The organism is Streptomyces sp. NBC_01217 (genome assembly GCF_035994185.1).
Taxonomy (GTDB): Bacteria; Actinomycetota; Actinomycetes; order Streptomycetales; family Streptomycetaceae; genus Streptomyces.
The window spans coordinates 5,627,447-5,642,169 of sequence record NZ_CP108538.1 but is presented as its reverse complement, the minus strand read 5'-3'; the positions used below and the strand labels follow the sequence as shown (position 1 = coordinate 5,642,169).

Below are 14,723 nucleotides of genomic sequence, written 5' to 3'. Positions count from 1 at the left end.
AGGGACTACGCCTCGCCGCTGAGCCGGTCGCGCTGGATCCGGTGAGCGAGAGCCCTGCGCACCGAGGCCGAGGCGGTCGCGGGGAGCGTGGGGGGTGTCTTCGGGGGGACGTCCAGGCCGCGGCTGATCTCGTCGTACGCGTCGCGGTAGCTGCCTGGCAGTTGTGTCCGCCGCAGCATCAGGTCCGCTTCGACGAGGCGCCGCAGCTCGTCGACGTTCTGGGGCGTGAAGCGCTTCTTTCCCCGGGCGATGGCATCGACATGGCGGGTGCAGCGGGCGGTGTCGTCCAGGGTCTCGGAGATCTCCTCGGCGAGGCCCCACAGGCGTCCTTCGAGCCATGGGGTGTCCCACTGGTCGTGGGAGAGGTCCATCGGAGGCGGCCGGTCACCGGTCCCGCCCTTCGCCATCTGCTTGGACACGGCGGGCTGACTCATGTCCGCGAGGCGGGCGATCCTGTCCTGTGTCCAGCCGAAGCCGGCGAACAGCTGGATCATTTCGGCGCGCAGCTTCCGCATCTCCTCGCCTGCGCGGATGACCTCGTTCATGCCGGCGAGCATCCGCTCGGCCTGTTCCTCGGTCAGCGCCCCGGGGATCGGGGGCTTGCTCTCCTCACCTGTCATGACTCGGTTATATACCCGGGGCCCACGCCGCTTCATAACCGGGTTGTACAACCTGGTTATGACTGACAGGATCCGCGTCATGCCCACCTTCTTGGCACCTGACGGAACCCGGCTCGCCTACCGCGTACTCGGGGACGGCGACCCGCTCGTCTGCATCCCGGGAGGCCCGACGGACTCCCGCTATCTCGGCGACCTCGGCGGCCTGTCCGCGCACCGCCGGCTGATCGTCCCGGACCTGCGCGGCACCGGGCGGTCCGCGAGGCCCGAGGACCCCTCCTCCTACCGTTGCGACCGCCTCGTGGACGACGTCGAGGCGCTCCGCGCACACCTCGGACTCCCCCGGACGGATCTGCTCGGCCACTCGGCCGGTGCGAACATCGCGGCGCAGTACGCGGCCCGGCATCCGGAGAACGTCGGCAAGCTCGCCCTGATCGGCCCCGGCACCCGAGCCGTCGGCATGGAGATCACCGGCGAGACACGGCGCGAGCTCGCGCGGCTCCGGAAGGACGAACCGTGGTTCCCGGCGGCGTTCGCCGCCCTGGAGGCGATCACCGGGGGCGCCGGCAGCGACTGGGAGGCCATCAGCCCCTTCTTCTACGGCCGCTGGGACGCCGCGGCGCAAAAGCACCATGCGGCCGGTCAGCCGGACAACGAGCAAGCCGTCGCCCTCTTCGCGGCCGAGGGCGCCTTCACCCCGGAGATCACGCGTGCGGCGCTCGCCGCCTTCGAGGCCCCCGTCCTCCTGCTCGCCGGGGAGTTCGACCTGAACAGCCCGCCCCGGTCGGCGGCCGAGTTCGCGGGACTGTTCCCCGACGCCACGCTCGTGGTGCAGCCGGGGGCGGGCCACTACCCCTGGCTCGACGACGCCGACCGGTTCACGGCGGCCACTGCGGCGTTCCTGGGCTGAGGGCCCGGCCGTGTTCGCGGTCCCGGTCGTGGGCGAACACCTGCCCGCCCTCGGCCGGACCGGGATTCGACGGGGCCGAGCGACCGCCGAATTCGCACGACACGACGCGATGACTCTGGAACGCTGGCGACGAATCAAAGGCGGAATCGGATGCGCATGGAGTGACGATCGATGAGTTTCACGCTTGCCGGGCCGGTCCTCGAAGGCGCACTCGTGCGTCTGGAGCCGCTGGACCACCGCCACGCGGCGGACCTGGCCGTGGCGGCGCAGGAGGACCGGAGCAGCTTCCGGTTCACCTGGGTACCCACGGCGGCCGAGGTCGGCCGGTACATCGACACCCAGCTCGCCCGCGCCGCCGCCGGTCAGCTCGCGCCGTACGCACAGGTGGACAGGGCGTCGGGGCGGGCGGTCGGGGCCACGTCCTACTGGGATCCACGGCCGTGGCCGACGGGGGACGACGGCCTGTGCGCGATCGAGGTCGGTTTCACCTGGCTCGCGAGGTCGGCCCAGGGCACGGGGCTGAACCCCGAGGCCAAGCTCCTGCTGTTCCGGCACGCGTTCGAGACCTGGGGCGTGGCGCGCGTCGACCTGAAGACGGACGCGCGCAACAGCCGCTCGCGGGCCGCGATCGAGGCGGTGGGCGCCCGGTTCGAGGGCGTACTGCGGAACTCGTCCCGGTCGTGGGTGCCCGGCGAGGACGGGCGGCTCCGTGACACCGCGATCTTCTCGATCATCGACACGGAGTGGCCGGACTGCCGGTCGCGGCTGGAGGAGCGGGTGGCGGCGAACCCGGATCGCCGTCGGTCACAGGTGATCGAGTCCGCGCGATGCGTTCGGGGCGATGAGTTCGGGGCCGTACGGCAGTCTTCATTGCCGTACACCCCGAGTGAGAAAGAGGGAGAGTCCCCATGCGCATCGTGATCACTGAATTCATCAGCCTGGACGGCGTCGTGCAGGCGCCGGGCGGCCCCGAAGAGGACACCGACGGCGGCTTCGCCCACGGCGGCTGGTCGCACCCGTTCTTCGACCCGGAGGTGGTCGGCGCCACCTTCGACGACGCGCTGTCCAGGGCCGAGGCGCTGCTGTTCGGCCGTCGTACGTGGCAGACGATGGCCGCAGCGTGGCCCGAGCGGGCCGGGGACCCGTTCGCCGACCGGATGAACGCCATCCCGAAGTACGTCGTCTCGGACACGCTCGGCGACTCCGAGCCGGCCTGGGCCAACACCACCCTCGTCCCCGGCGGCGACAAGGCCTTCGCCCGCATCCGCGAGCTGCGCGCGTCCGACGGCGGCGACCTGCTCGTCATGGGGAGCCCCACGCTCGCGCGCACCCTCCTGAGCGAGGGACTGGTCGACGAGCTGCGGCTGATGATCATGCCGGTGCTCCTCGGCGGCGGTAAGTCGATCTTCCCTGCGGACGGTGCCCTGCACACGCTTGAGCTGGTATCGACGGTCACCAGCGGCGCGGGCGTCAATGTGTGCACCTACCGGCCGGTCGCCGAGGGGTGACCCGAATCGCTCGGCCCCCTCGCTCAATTCGGAGGCGGACGGGGCCGACGGCTGCCTAGGCTCCCCCCATGCCGACCCTGCCGACCCCACCGACCGCGCCGCGCCCGGAACTCCGGCGGATCATCGCCTTCCTGTCGGGCTTCGCCCGCCGCCAGGCCGCGCGCACCGTCGAACTCCCGGGCGGATTCGCCGTGTACGACGACGCCTTCGCCCACTCCCGCGCGAACAACGGGCTCCTCATCGACCGGGCCGTCGACGCCGAGGCCCTGCCCGCCCTCGCGGACGAGGCACTGGGGCATCTGCCGCACCGGCTGATCCACGTCCTCGACGACGAGACCGGGACGGCGTGTGCCGGTCCGCTGATCCGGGCCGGTTACGCCCACTCCGTCGAACTGGTCATGCTGCACACGGGCCCGGTACCGGCCGGTGGCCACGGGGAGGTGGTGGACCTCGACGCGATCCGGCTTCCGCTCACCCGGCGCTGGCAGGACTTCCTTCCGGACGCCGACGGCGAGGTGATACGCCACCTGGTCGAGAGGCGCGAGGCCCGCCGCCGGGGCGCCGACATCGTGCACTTCATCGGTGCCCGTACGCAGGAGGGCGAGGTCGCCTCATGGGCCGACCTCTATCTGGAGCCCGCGACGGGCATCGCCCAGATCGAGGACCTGGTCACCTCACAGGCCCGTCTCGGGCGCGGCCACGCGGACGCCGTCCTGGCCACCGCCCTGCGCCTGGCCGCCGACGCGGACTGCGGTACGAGGTTCCTGATCGCCGATGCGGCCGACTGGCCGCGCCACTGGTACGAGCGCCGCGGCTTCTCGGTCGTCGGCCGGTCGCACTGCTTCGAACGCGGCTGACGCCGAGGCGGGGCGCCCCGCCTCAGCCGGTCGCGTACAGCACGACCAGCAGCACCGCGCCCACCACTGCCGGTGCGATCACCTCGTACGCCCAGCGCACCGAGACCGAAGAAGCCGCCGAAGCGGAAGCGGAAGCGGAAGAAGCCTGCGAGGACTTCGCGGACGCGGCCGCCGCCGTCTTCGCCCCTTCCGCCATCGTCCGCAGGTCCTCCACCGCCTGGTCTGCCGTCGCCTTCCGGGACTTGCTGTCGCGTACGTCGGCATGCACGGAGGTCCGGCCGTACGGGTCGTCCAGCGACTGCCGGGACTGCTGCCTGGCCGCCCTCTTCCGCTGCCGCAGCGACACCGGTACCGCCCACAGCTGGTACTTGGTGCCGTCCTCGGTGAACAGCTCGCTCGAATACCCGGCCCGCAGATCCGCGACCGCGGTCCACGGCATGGTGATCGTCCGGAACGGGTTACGGATCTTGATGCGCTGCTCGTTGGCGAGGACGACGGGCCGCAGCGTGAACGCGACGACCAGCGGCACCGTGGTCAGCAGCCCGGCCAGCGCCTGCCACGGCACCCGGCCGTGGCCCCGGAACAAGGCGTCCCCGCCGATCCAGCAGATGAGAAGAAGCAGCAGGACACCCCCGACGATCCCGGCGGACGACCGGAAGGTCCGGTCGGCGTAGGTCGGCTCGGCGGGTGGTGTGGGGCTCGTCATGGGCCCGATTCTGCCTGACGTGCGCAAGGGGCGCCGGGGCGGCCGCCCCGGCCGGCGTCCCGGTACTGTGCGACGCACGGATGGGCGGGCCCCCTGTACAGGTCGCTACGCGCGTAGATATGCTCCTCTGGTGACCATGCCCACCACTGCTCCGGCATTCTCCGACGCGACCGCGTCCGACAGTGCGCTGCGCCGCTTCCTGCACGGGCTGCCCGGCGTCGACGCCGTCGGCCTCGAAGCGCGCGCCGCGTCCCTCGGTACCCGTTCGATCAAGACGACGGCCAAGGCCTACGCCATCGACCTGGCCATCTCGATGATCGACCTGACGACGCTGGAAGGCGCGGACACCCCGGGCAAGGTCCGGGCTCTCGCCGCCAAGGCCGTCAATCCCGACCCGACCGACCGCACGACCCCGCGCACCGCCGCGGTCTGCGTCTATCCCGACATGGCGGCGACCGCCGTCGCCGCGCTGGCCGGTTCCGGCGTGAAGGTGGCGTCCGTGGCGACGGCCTTCCCCGCCGGCCGCGCCGCGCTCGACATCAAGCTCGCGGACGTCCGCGACGCCGTGGCCGCCGGGGCCGACGAGATCGACATGGTGATCGACCGGGGCGCCTTCCTCTCCGGCCGCTATCTCAAGGTGTACGAGGAGATCCTCGCCGTGAAGGCCGAGTGCGCCCGTGCCGATGGCACCGACGCCCGCCTCAAGGTCATCTTCGAGACCGGCGAGCTGTCCACGTACGACAACATCCGCCGCGCCTCCTGGCTCGGCATGCTGGCGGGCGCGGACTTCATCAAGACGTCGACCGGCAAGGTCGGCACGAACGCCACGCCCGCGAACACCCTGCTGATGCTGGAGGCCGTGCGCGACTTCCGGCAGCAGACCGGCGTACAGATCGGTGTGAAGCCGGCCGGTGGCATCCGCACCTCCAAGGACGCGATCAAGTTCCTCGTGCTGGTGAACGAGACCGCGGGCGAGGACTGGCTGGACAACCACTGGTTCCGCTTCGGCGCCTCCAGCCTGCTGAACGATCTGCTGATGCAGCGCCAGAAGCTCAGCACCGGCCGTTACTCCGGCCCCGATTACGTGACGGTGGACTGATCCCCATGGCATCTGCATTCGAGTACGCCCCCGCCCCCGAGTCGCGCTCGGTCGTCGACATCGCGCCCTCGTACGGGCTCTTCATCGACGGCGAGTTCACCGAGGCGGCCGACGGCAAGGTCTTCAAGACGGTCTCCCCGTCGTCCGAGGAGGTCCTCTCCGAGGTCGCCCAGGCCGGCGCCGCGGACGTCGACCGGGCCGTGAAGGCGGCCCGCAAGGCGTTCGAGAAGTGGTCGGCGCTGCCCGGCTCCGAGCGCGCCAAGTACCTCTTCCGGATCGCCCGGATCATCCAGGAGCGCAGCCGCGAGCTCGCCGTTCTCGAAACCCTCGACAACGGCAAGCCGATCAAGGAGACCCGCGACGCGGACCTCCCGCTGGTCGCGGCGCACTTCTTCTACTACGCGGGCTGGGCCGACAAGCTGGACCACGCCGGTTACGGCGCGAACCCCCGCCCCCTCGGCGTCGCGGGCCAGATCATCCCCTGGAACTTCCCGCTCCTCATGCTCGCGTGGAAGATCGCCCCGGCGCTCGCCACCGGCAACACGGTGGTCCTCAAGCCCGCCGAGACGACGCCGCTGTCCGCACTGTTCTTCGCGGACATCTGCCGCCAGGCCGGCCTGCCCAAGGGCGTCGTGAACATCCTCACCGGATACGGGGACGCGGGCGCCGCCCTCGTCGAGCACGAGGACGTCAACAAGATCGCCTTCACCGGCTCGACCGCGGTCGGCAAGGCCATCGCCCGCCGGATCGCCGGTACGGACAAGAAGGTCACCCTCGAACTGGGCGGCAAGGGCGCCAACATCGTCTTCGACGACGCCCCGCTCGACCAGGCCGTCGAGGGCATCGTCACCGGCATCTTCTTCAACCAGGGCCAGGTCTGCTGCGCGGGCTCGCGCCTCCTGGTCCAGGAGTCGATCCAGGACGAGCTGCTGGACTCCCTGAAGCGACGGCTGTCCACACTGCGCCTCGGCGACCCGCTGGACAAGAACACCGACATCGGTGCGATCAACTCCGCGGAGCAGCTCGCCCGGATCACCGCGCTCGCCGAGACGGGCGAGGCGGAGGGCGCCGAACGCTGGTCCGCCCCCTGCGAACTCCCCTCCTCCGGCTACTGGTTCGCCCCGACGCTCTTCACGAACGTCACCCAGGCGCACACCATCGCCCGCGACGAGATCTTCGGCCCGGTGCTCTCCGTGCTGTCGTTCCGTACGCCCGACGAGGCGGTCGCCAAGGCCAACAACAGCCAGTACGGCCTCTCGGCCGGGATCTGGACGGAGAAGGGCTCCCGCATCCTCGCGGTGGCGAACAAGCTCCGGGCGGGAGTCGTCTGGGCCAACACGTTCAACAAGTTCGACCCGACCTCGCCCTTCGGCGGCTACAAGGAGTCGGGCTTCGGCCGCGAAGGCGGCCGTCACGGCCTGGAGGCGTACCTCGATGTCCGATAACCGTCTGAGCGTCTTCAAGACCTACAAGCTGTACGTCGGGGGCAAGTTCCCCCGCTCCGAGAGCGGCCGGGTGTACGAGGTGTCGGACTCCAAGGGCAAGTGGCTGGCGAACGCCCCGCAGTCTTCCCGCAAGGACGCGCGCGACGCGGTCGTGGCCGCCCGCAAGGCCTTCGGCGGCTGGTCGGGCGCGACGGCGTACAACCGCGGCCAGATCCTCTACCGCGTCGCGGAGATGCTGGAGGGCCGCAAGGACCAGTTCGTACGCGAAGTGGCGGACGCGGAGGGCCTGTCGAAGTCCAAGGCGGCGGCCGTCGTGGACGCGGCGGTCGACCGCTGGGTCTGGTACGCGGGCTGGACCGACAAGATCGGCCAGATCGTGGGCGGGGCGAACCCGGTCGCGGGCCCGTTCTTCAACCTCTCCACCCCTGAGCCGACCGGTGTGGTCACGGTGCTGGCGCCCCAGGACTCCTCGTTCCTGGGCCTGGTCTCGGTGATCGCCCCGGTGATCGCGACCGGCAACACGGCGGTCGTCATCGCCTCGGCCCACTCCCCGCTGCCGGCCCTGTCCCTGGGCGAGGTGCTGGCCACCTCCGACCTGCCGGGCGGCGTGGTGAACATCCTGTCCGGGAAGACGGCGGAGATCGCGACGCCTCTCGCCTCCCACCAGGACGTGAACGCCATCGACCTCACGGGCGCGGACGCCGCGCTGGCGAAGGAGCTGGAGATCGCGGCCGCGGACAACCTGAAGCGAGTCCTTCGCCCACCCGTCTCCCGCCACCGCCCCGAGAAGGAAGCGCAAAGCGCTGCCGCCTCCTCTGCTGTGGACGAAGGCGGCGCCTTCGACTGGTCGGCCGACCCCGGCACCCACCGCCTGACGGCCTTCCTCGAAACGAAGACGGTCTGGCACCCGACGGGCGCACTGGGCACCTCGGGGTCCTCGTACTGACCCGCATGACGACGGCCCGCCGCTCCGGAAACACCCGGAGCGGCGGGCCGCGTCGGTGACGGTGAACGCGTCCGCACCTGCGGCGCACCCTGGTTGCGCGCTCTCAGCCGTGCAGCAGTCCTGCCACCTGTCCCACCACCGGCAGGTCCTTCAGCGCGCCGCCACTCGTCACCGGGTCGGTGAGGGTGGCCGTGGAGAGCGGCTTGAAGTCGGCGACCTGGGTCCCCACCGCGTTGTCCAGCGGATCGACACCCGTACCGGCCAGCGGGTCGAGCCGCAGATGCGTCACCGGTGCGACGCCGTTCTTGAGCGAGTGCCCGAGCGCCCCGGTCACCGCGCTCCCGCTCGCCTCGCCGACCCCGCCGAGGCTGCTGTCGGAGCCCGCGGCAGGTGCGAGGGGCAGCGGCGCCGCCTGGGCCGCCGCACCTCCCGCGCCGAGCGCGGCACCCACCGCGGTGACGGTCAGACCTGCCCGCAGCAGAGCGCGGCGCCGGGACCTGGAAAGTGCGTGACGTGCCATGAAGTTCCCACCTGATCGAGACCGTTGAGTAACCATCTGAGTGCGTAGAGTAGTTGAGGTGTGATGCTCGATACCAACACGACCTCCCGGGGGTCCCCTGCGCGGGTCAATGCCTCACACTCATGTCCTGTGAGTTCCCAACCCATTCCGACCCGCGTCGTGCTGCTCGCCGGCCCTTCCGGCTCCGTCAAGTCCTCCCTCGCCGCCCGCACCGACCTGCCGGTGCTGCGGCTGGACGACTTCTACAAGGAGGGCGACGACCCCACGCTGCCGGTCGTTGCCGGCAGTACGGACATCGACTGGGACTCCGCGGAGTCCTGGGACGCCGACGCGGCGGTCGCCGCGATCATGGAACTGTGCCGCACGGGGCGTACGAACGTCCCGGTGTACGACATCTCCACGAGCTCCCGGGTCGACCGCGAGGCGTTCAGCATCGAGCGCACCCCGCTGTTCGTGGCGGAGGGGATCTTCGCGGCGGACATAGTCGAACGGTGCCAGGAACTGGGCGTACTCGCGGACGCGCTGTGCCTGCGCGGCCGTCCGTCGACGACGTTCCGCCGCCGGCTGCTGCGGGATCTGAGGGAGGGACGGAAGTCCGTGCCGTTCCTGCTGCGGCGCGGATGGCGGCTGATGCGGGCGGAACGGCGCATCGTGGCGCGGCAGACGGCGCTGGGGGCGCATCCGTGCGGCAAGAAGGAGGCCCTGGGCCGACTGGCCGCCGCGGCAGCGGGCCGCTGCCGGCGCGCGCGTGTGGCGGGCGCCGTCTCCCCTACCCGCCCCTTCCCGTAACCGGGGCCCCTCCCCGTACCCCGCGCCTCAGACGCCGACGAGGCTGAAATTCACGCCGCACACGCCGACGGGGCCGGACTGGACCCCCGGCCCGTCCGACCCCGCAGCATTCCCCCGTACCCCCGTTCCCCCGTCCCCTCAGGCCACCAGCTCGCCGAAGGACTCCTCCTCGTCACGGCCGAAGCTGAGGACCTCGTCCTCGCGCAGCCGGCGGAGCGACCGCCAGATGCTGGACTTCACCGTGCCGACACTGATGTCGAGAATGGCCGCGACCTCCGGATCGGTGCGGCCCTCGTAGTAGCGCAGGACCAGCATCGTGCGCTGGAGTTCGGGCAGCCGCGCCAGCGCCTGCCAGAGCACGGCGCGCAGCTCCGTGCCGCGCATCGCGTCCGTGTCGCCCGCCGTCTCCGGCAGCTCCTCGGTCGGGTACTCGTTGAGCTTGCGCCTGCGCCAGGCGCTGATGTGCAGATTGGTCATGGTGCGGCGCAGATAGCCGCCGACCGCCGCCTTGTCGCTGATCCGGTCCCACGCCCGGTACGTCGAGAAGAGGGCGCTCTGCAGCAGATCCTCGGCCTCGAACCGGTCCCCGGTCAGGTGGTAGGCGGTTGCGTACAGGGAGGCGCGGCGCTCCCGGACGTAGGCCGTGAACGCCGTATCGGCGTCCTCGCCCTGCGCCGGGGACTTCCGCTCCCCCATGGCCTCCCCGTACGCGGCTCCCCCGGTGCTTCCCCCGCTGCCCCCCACAGATGCGTCAACCACCGTCATGTACGACGTGTGCTGACGCCCGGCGCCACGAACGCACCCCCGCCCTCCCCCGAGCTCTCGGCTCCGCTCGAGCAGGGAGGTGCCCCCTCCGGCCCCGGACTTCTCGGTGCTCCGGCCGACATCGTGCAGACGCGTGACAACTGCGCTTGCGGTGGTGCTGTGAGTTGCGTTCATCTCGCGCCCCCCATCGGTGGAGTCCGTCCGTTCCTTGTTCCAACGAGCTTGCCGGGGCAGTTTCATCACGCTGTCCGCCGACTGTCACAGCCCTGTCACAGGGCCTGCCGTCGGCGCGTCGCGGGTGCGCCGGATGTATGAGTCGGCGCCAACTGTCGAACTGGGGCTCCACCATGGGTCAGAATGACCAGCGTGCCTTTCCTGTTGCTGATCGAGGACGACGACGCCATCCGCACGGCCCTCGAACTCTCGCTGTCACGCCAGGGCCACCGTGTGGCCACCGCGGCGACGGGAGAGGACGGCCTCAAACTGCTGCGTGAGCAGCGGCCGGATCTGATCGTGCTGGATGTGATGCTGCCCGGTATCGACGGTTTCGAGGTGTGCCGCCGCATCCGGCGCACCGACCAGCTGCCGATCATTCTGCTGACCGCGCGCAGCGACGACATCGACGTGGTGGTCGGACTCGAGTCCGGTGCCGACGACTATGTGGTCAAACCCGTGCAGGGCCGGGTGCTCGACGCCCGTATCCGTGCGGTGCTGCGCCGCGGCGAGCGCGAGTCCACCGACTCCGCGTCCTTCGGGAACGTGGTGATCGACCGCTCCGCCATGACCGTGACCAAGAACGGCGAGGATCTGCAGCTCACGCCGACCGAGCTGCGACTCCTGCTGGAGCTGAGCCGCAGACCGGGCCAGGCCCTGTCGCGGCAGCAACTGCTGCGGCTGGTCTGGGAGCACGACTACCTCGGTGACTCCCGGCTCGTGGACGCCTGTGTGCAGCGCCTGCGCGCCAAGGTGGAGGACGTACCGTCCTCGCCGACGCTGATCCGTACCGTCCGGGGTGTGGGCTATCGGCTGGATTCGCCTCAGTGAGCGATGCTGTCAAACGGAGCCTGCTCACCGGGCTCCGCTGGACCAGTCTGCGGCTGCGTCTCGTCGTCGTGTTCGCGCTGGTGGCGCTGACCGCCGCGGTGTCGGCCTCGGGGATCGCGTACTGGCTGAACCGCGAGGCCGTGCTGACGCGTACCCAGGACTCGGCGCTCGGGGACTTCCGCCAGGAGATGCAGAACCGGGCGGCCTCACTGCCGTTGCGGCCCACCAAGGACGATCTGCAGAACGCCGCCGTGCAGATGGCGAGCAGCTCGCCCGGCTACAGCGTGCTGCTGGTCGCCGAGCGCGACACCGGCAAGCCGATCGTCGGCAACTCCGATCTGGACACCTTCACGCTCGACAACGTGCCGCTGTCGCTGCAGAAGGCGGTCAACAAGAAGCAGCCGGTGGAGGCGGGCAACAAGTACGAGTACCACCTGTTCTGGCAGCGGGTCAGCATCCGCGGTACGCCGTATCTGGTGGGCGGTACGAAGATCATCGGCGGTGGCCCGACCGGCTACATGCTGAAGTCGCTCGACCAGGAGCGACAGGATCTGAACTCCCTGGCCTGGTCGCTGGGGATCGCCACCGGTCTCGCACTGGTCGGCTCGGCGCTGCTCGCGCAGGCCGCCGCGACGACCGTGCTGCGGCCCGTGCAGCGGCTCGGTGACGCCGCGCGCAAGCTCGGCGAGGGCAAGTTCGACACCCGGCTGGTGGTGTCCGGCACCGATGAACTCGCCGATCTGTCCCGTACGTTCAACACGACCGCGCGTTCGCTGGAGAAGAAGGTCGCGGACATGAGCTCGCGGGACGAGGCGAGCCGACGGTTCGTCGCCGACATGTCGCACGAACTGCGCACCCCGCTCACCGCGCTGACCGCGGTCACCGAGGTCCTGGAGGACGAGGCGGACAGCCTGGACCCGATGATCGCGCCCGCGGTGCGTCTGGTGGTGAGCGAGACCCGGCGCCTCAACGACCTGGTGGAGAACCTGATGGAGGTCACCCGCTTCGACGCGGGTACGGCCCGGCTCGTCCTCGACACCGTGGATGTCGCCGACCAGGTCACCGCCTGCATCGACGCCCGTGCCTGGCTGGACGCGGTGGATCTGGACGCCGATCGCGGCATGATGGTCCGCCTCGATCCGCGCCGGCTCGATGTGATCCTGGCGAATCTGATCGGCAACGCGCTCAAGCACGGCGGTTCGCCGGTACGGGTGTCGGTACGGACCGAGGGCGAGGAACTCGTCATCGAGGTCCGCGACCACGGCCCCGGTATCCCCGAGGACGTCCTGCCGCATGTCTTCGACCGGTTCTACAAGGCCAGCGCCTCCCGCCCGCGCTCCGAGGGCAGCGGTCTCGGCCTGTCGATCGCCATGGAGAACGCGCACATCCACGGCGGTGACATCACGGCAGCGAACTCCCCGGACGGCGACGGCGCGGTGTTCGTACTGCGGCTGCCGCGCGACGCGGAGCCGCTGACCCGCTCCGCCGGGGATCACGACGCGGGGGTCCGGGACGAGGAGGGCGACGCGACGTGACGAGCAGCAGCAACCGCCGGGCGCGCCGTTCGGCCGTGGCGCTGGCCGGTGCCGTGACCGCGGCCGTGCTGGCCGCGGGCTGCGGGATCAGGACCACCTCCGTGCCGGTGGACGCCGGGGCCGCGCCGTCCCAGGTGCCGTGCTCGATGTCCGCGGAGAACGTCACCACCCAGGCACTCCAGGGCATCCCCGTACAGATCTATCTGGTCTGCTCCTCGCAGCTGGTCACTGTGGACCGCACGGTGCAGGCGGGCGAGCCGAAGTCGGACCGGGTCCGGATCGCGCAGGCGCTCCTGGCCGAGCTGGAGCAGAAGCCGCCCGCCGAGGAGCGGCAGGCCGGGTTCTCCACGTCCGTCCCGCCGGCCCTGCGGATCGGCGCGGCCCACAGCGGTGACCGGCAGGGCACACTGCGGCTGAGCCAGCAGCCGGAGGACCTGGCGCCCGAGGCGCTGGCACAGATCGTGTGTACGTACGCGGAGAGCGAGTCGCTCGCCCCGGACGGCACGGTGACGCTGGGCGGACCGGGGAACTACGCGCCGCGCGGCTATCTGTGCACCTCGGAGACGAAGGCCCGGCCGCAGGCGGTACCGACGCTGGGGGAAGGCGCGGGGGGCTGAGCGGGGCGGATGTCCGGATTCCGTCGCACGTCGGGCCCGGTTCCGGGCGAGCGGAACCGATCCTGCCGCCCGGCGCGTCTTGGGGGGCGTGCGTCAAGGTTCGGGCAGTCAGACTGCCATCCGCTTCCGCGCGGCCGGAGTTCTTCTCCTCCTCGCGCATCTGCTGCTCGTCGGGTGGCTGACTCTGCGCCCGCTCGATGTGCCGTGGATGACCGCCTCGAATCTTCAGCCCTTCGCCGGTATCAGAGCCGACCTGTCCCTCGGCCCGGTCGAGGCCGCCCGAAGGATCGGTGAGGGACTGCTGCTGCTCGCCCCGCTCGGCGTGCTGCTGCCGATGGCCGGGGGCCGGCTGTCCGTCTCCCCCTGGGCCTCGCTGGCCCGTACCGTGGCGGCGGGGGCGCTGATCTCGCTGGCCATCGAGCTGTTGCAGACCGGGGTGCCGGGGCAGGTCGTCGACGTCGACTCGCTGCTGCTGAACACCGCCGGCGTGGCGCTCGCGCATCTGCTGGTCGTACCCGTGTTCCGGGCGCGGCTGCGCCGCAGGAAGCAGCGGCGGGTCAGGACCCGGCCCCGTCTCAGGGACGAGGCGGCTCAGGGATCGACCCCGACGATTCCCAGGGTCGGTATCGCACCGTAGAGCGACGCTTTGTCCTCGTTCGCCGGGCCACCATGGAGGCATCGGGAGCACGACGGAGCTGCTCCCTCAGCAACGGTTCGCGAAGGAGCCCACCATGGCCGCACTTGCCCGCCCCCGTGACGGACGCATGATCGGCGGAGTGTGCGCAGCGCTGGCACGGCGCTTCGGCACCTCCGCGGGGACCATGCGCATCATCTTCCTGGTCTCCTGTCTGCTGCCGGGGCCGCAGTTCCTGCTCTACCTGGCGCTGTGGCTGCTGTTCCCGTCCGAGAAGACGTCGTCCGCCGCCTGGTGACCCTCGTACGCACAACACGCCCGTGGGGCGGATGACCCGGTCCGGGTGTCCGCCCCACAGGCGTGTGTACAGGGATCAGTGGATCGGGGCCGAGGGATCAGCCGCCGAGCGGGAGACCGTTGGCCGACAGGCCGCCGGTGGTCAGGCCACCCGCGGGCAGACCGCCGAGCAGGCCCTTGACGGGGTTGGTGGCCTCGCCGACCAGCTTCTGCTGGCCGGTGCCGAGGAGCTTGGTGGCCGTGTCCTGGACCGGCAGGGTCCTGGTCGCGGTCTCCAGTGCCGTGCCGGCCATCGGCAGGGCGGTTGTCGCTGCGTCGACCGGCAGGGCAGTGGCCGAGGCGGTACCCGCTGCGGCAGCGGCGAAAGCGGCACCGAGAGCGGCGACGCCGAGAGTCCTGACAGCAGACTGCTTCATGTGAAATTCATCCTTGGG

The 14,723-nt window shown here is 70.8% G+C and carries 18 protein-coding genes; 13 read left to right on the top strand and 5 right to left on the bottom strand.

What is annotated here, in order from left to right; all coding sequences use genetic code 11:
* Positions 1-5: 5 nt before the first annotated feature.
* Positions 6-620: a sigma-70 family RNA polymerase sigma factor gene (locus OG507_RS25410; RefSeq protein WP_327369477.1), complete on the bottom strand. Its 615-nt coding sequence runs from the start codon at positions 618-620 to the stop codon at positions 6-8.
* A gap of 79 nt (positions 621-699) precedes the next feature.
* Here OG507_RS25410 and OG507_RS25405 point away from each other — a divergent pair, with 79 nt between their 5' ends.
* The 4 genes from OG507_RS25405 to OG507_RS25390 all read left to right on the top strand — a co-directional run bounded on the left by OG507_RS25405 (position 700) and on the right by OG507_RS25390 (position 3,892).
* A complete protein-coding gene (locus tag OG507_RS25405; RefSeq protein WP_327369476.1) occupies positions 700-1,527 on the top strand; it encodes an alpha/beta fold hydrolase in 828 nt (275 codons plus the stop codon).
* A gap of 171 nt (positions 1,528-1,698) precedes the next feature.
* Positions 1,699-2,448, top strand: a complete 750-nt coding sequence (locus OG507_RS25400; protein ID WP_442811013.1) for a GNAT family N-acetyltransferase — start codon at positions 1,699-1,701, stop codon at positions 2,446-2,448.
* The gene (locus tag OG507_RS25395; RefSeq protein ID WP_327369475.1) at positions 2,436-3,035 is read left to right on the top strand and encodes a dihydrofolate reductase family protein; all 600 of its coding nucleotides are present in this window, start codon (positions 2,436-2,438) and stop codon (positions 3,033-3,035) included. Before OG507_RS25400 ends, OG507_RS25395 begins: the two co-directional genes overlap by 13 nt.
* 68 nt (positions 3,036-3,103) lie before the next feature.
* Positions 3,104-3,892: a GNAT family N-acetyltransferase gene (locus OG507_RS25390; protein WP_327369474.1), complete on the top strand. Its 789-nt coding sequence runs from the start codon at positions 3,104-3,106 to the stop codon at positions 3,890-3,892.
* Positions 3,893-3,914: 22 nt separating this feature from the next.
* Here OG507_RS25390 and OG507_RS25385 read toward each other — a convergent pair whose 3' ends face one another.
* Complete coding sequence (locus OG507_RS25385) at positions 3,915-4,598, bottom strand: PH domain-containing protein (RefSeq protein ID WP_327369473.1); 684 nt, start codon at positions 4,596-4,598, stop codon at positions 3,915-3,917.
* Between the two features lie 136 nt (positions 4,599-4,734).
* Here OG507_RS25385 and deoC point away from each other — a divergent pair, with 136 nt between their 5' ends.
* Genes deoC through OG507_RS25370 form a run of 3 tightly spaced genes read left to right on the top strand, consistent with a single transcriptional unit; the run spans position 4,735 to position 8,088 of the window.
* The gene (gene deoC, locus OG507_RS25380) at positions 4,735-5,697 is read left to right on the top strand and encodes a deoxyribose-phosphate aldolase (RefSeq protein ID WP_327372083.1); all 963 of its coding nucleotides are present in this window, start codon (positions 4,735-4,737) and stop codon (positions 5,695-5,697) included.
* Positions 5,698-5,702: 5 nt separating this feature from the next.
* Positions 5,703-7,142 carry an aldehyde dehydrogenase family protein gene (locus OG507_RS25375; RefSeq protein ID WP_327369472.1) on the top strand — a complete coding sequence of 480 codons (1,440 nt, stop codon included), beginning with the start codon at positions 5,703-5,705 and terminating at the stop codon, positions 7,140-7,142.
* The gene (locus tag OG507_RS25370) at positions 7,132-8,088 is read left to right on the top strand and encodes an aldehyde dehydrogenase family protein (RefSeq protein WP_327369471.1); all 957 of its coding nucleotides are present in this window, start codon (positions 7,132-7,134) and stop codon (positions 8,086-8,088) included. Before OG507_RS25375 ends, OG507_RS25370 begins: the two co-directional genes overlap by 11 nt.
* Positions 8,089-8,191: 103 nt before the next feature.
* On the opposite strand, the gene OG507_RS25365 is transcribed toward OG507_RS25370, so the two are convergent.
* Positions 8,192-8,608 carry a hypothetical protein gene (locus tag OG507_RS25365; RefSeq protein WP_327369470.1) on the bottom strand — a complete coding sequence of 139 codons (417 nt, stop codon included), beginning with the start codon at positions 8,606-8,608 and terminating at the stop codon, positions 8,192-8,194.
* Between the two features lie 63 nt (positions 8,609-8,671).
* Between OG507_RS25365 and OG507_RS25360 the strand changes: the two genes are divergently transcribed.
* Entirely contained in the window at positions 8,672-9,397 is a 726-nt protein-coding gene (locus OG507_RS25360) for a uridine kinase (protein ID WP_327369469.1), read from the top strand.
* 138 nt (positions 9,398-9,535) lie between these two features.
* Here OG507_RS25360 and OG507_RS25355 read toward each other — a convergent pair whose 3' ends face one another.
* Positions 9,536-10,336, bottom strand: a complete 801-nt coding sequence (locus OG507_RS25355) for a SigE family RNA polymerase sigma factor (RefSeq protein WP_327369468.1) — start codon at positions 10,334-10,336, stop codon at positions 9,536-9,538.
* 192 nt (positions 10,337-10,528) lie between these two features.
* Between OG507_RS25355 and afsQ1 the strand changes: the two genes are divergently transcribed.
* From afsQ1 to OG507_RS25330, 5 genes are all read left to right on the top strand, one after another.
* Entirely contained in the window at positions 10,529-11,206 is a 678-nt protein-coding gene (gene afsQ1 / locus OG507_RS25350) for a two-component system response regulator AfsQ1 (protein ID WP_176729344.1), read from the top strand.
* Positions 11,203-12,741 (top strand): sensor histidine kinase, encoded by a 1,539-nt coding sequence (locus tag OG507_RS25345; RefSeq protein WP_327369467.1) that lies wholly within the window; start codon positions 11,203-11,205, stop codon positions 12,739-12,741. Before afsQ1 ends, OG507_RS25345 begins: the two co-directional genes overlap by 4 nt.
* A complete protein-coding gene (locus OG507_RS25340; protein ID WP_327369466.1) occupies positions 12,738-13,358 on the top strand; it encodes a hypothetical protein in 621 nt (206 codons plus the stop codon). Before OG507_RS25345 ends, OG507_RS25340 begins: the two co-directional genes overlap by 4 nt.
* Before the next feature lie 88 nt (positions 13,359-13,446).
* Entirely contained in the window at positions 13,447-13,995 is a 549-nt protein-coding gene (locus OG507_RS25335) for a VanZ family protein (protein ID WP_327369465.1), read from the top strand.
* Between the two features lie 94 nt (positions 13,996-14,089).
* A complete protein-coding gene (locus tag OG507_RS25330; protein ID WP_327369464.1) occupies positions 14,090-14,290 on the top strand; it encodes a PspC domain-containing protein in 201 nt (66 codons plus the stop codon).
* 97 nt (positions 14,291-14,387) lie between these two features.
* On the opposite strand, the gene OG507_RS25325 is transcribed toward OG507_RS25330, so the two are convergent.
* On the bottom strand, positions 14,388-14,705 hold the full coding sequence (locus tag OG507_RS25325) for a hypothetical protein (RefSeq protein WP_327369463.1): 318 nt from the start codon (positions 14,703-14,705) through the stop codon (positions 14,388-14,390).
* Between the last annotated feature and the right edge of the window lie 18 nt (positions 14,706-14,723).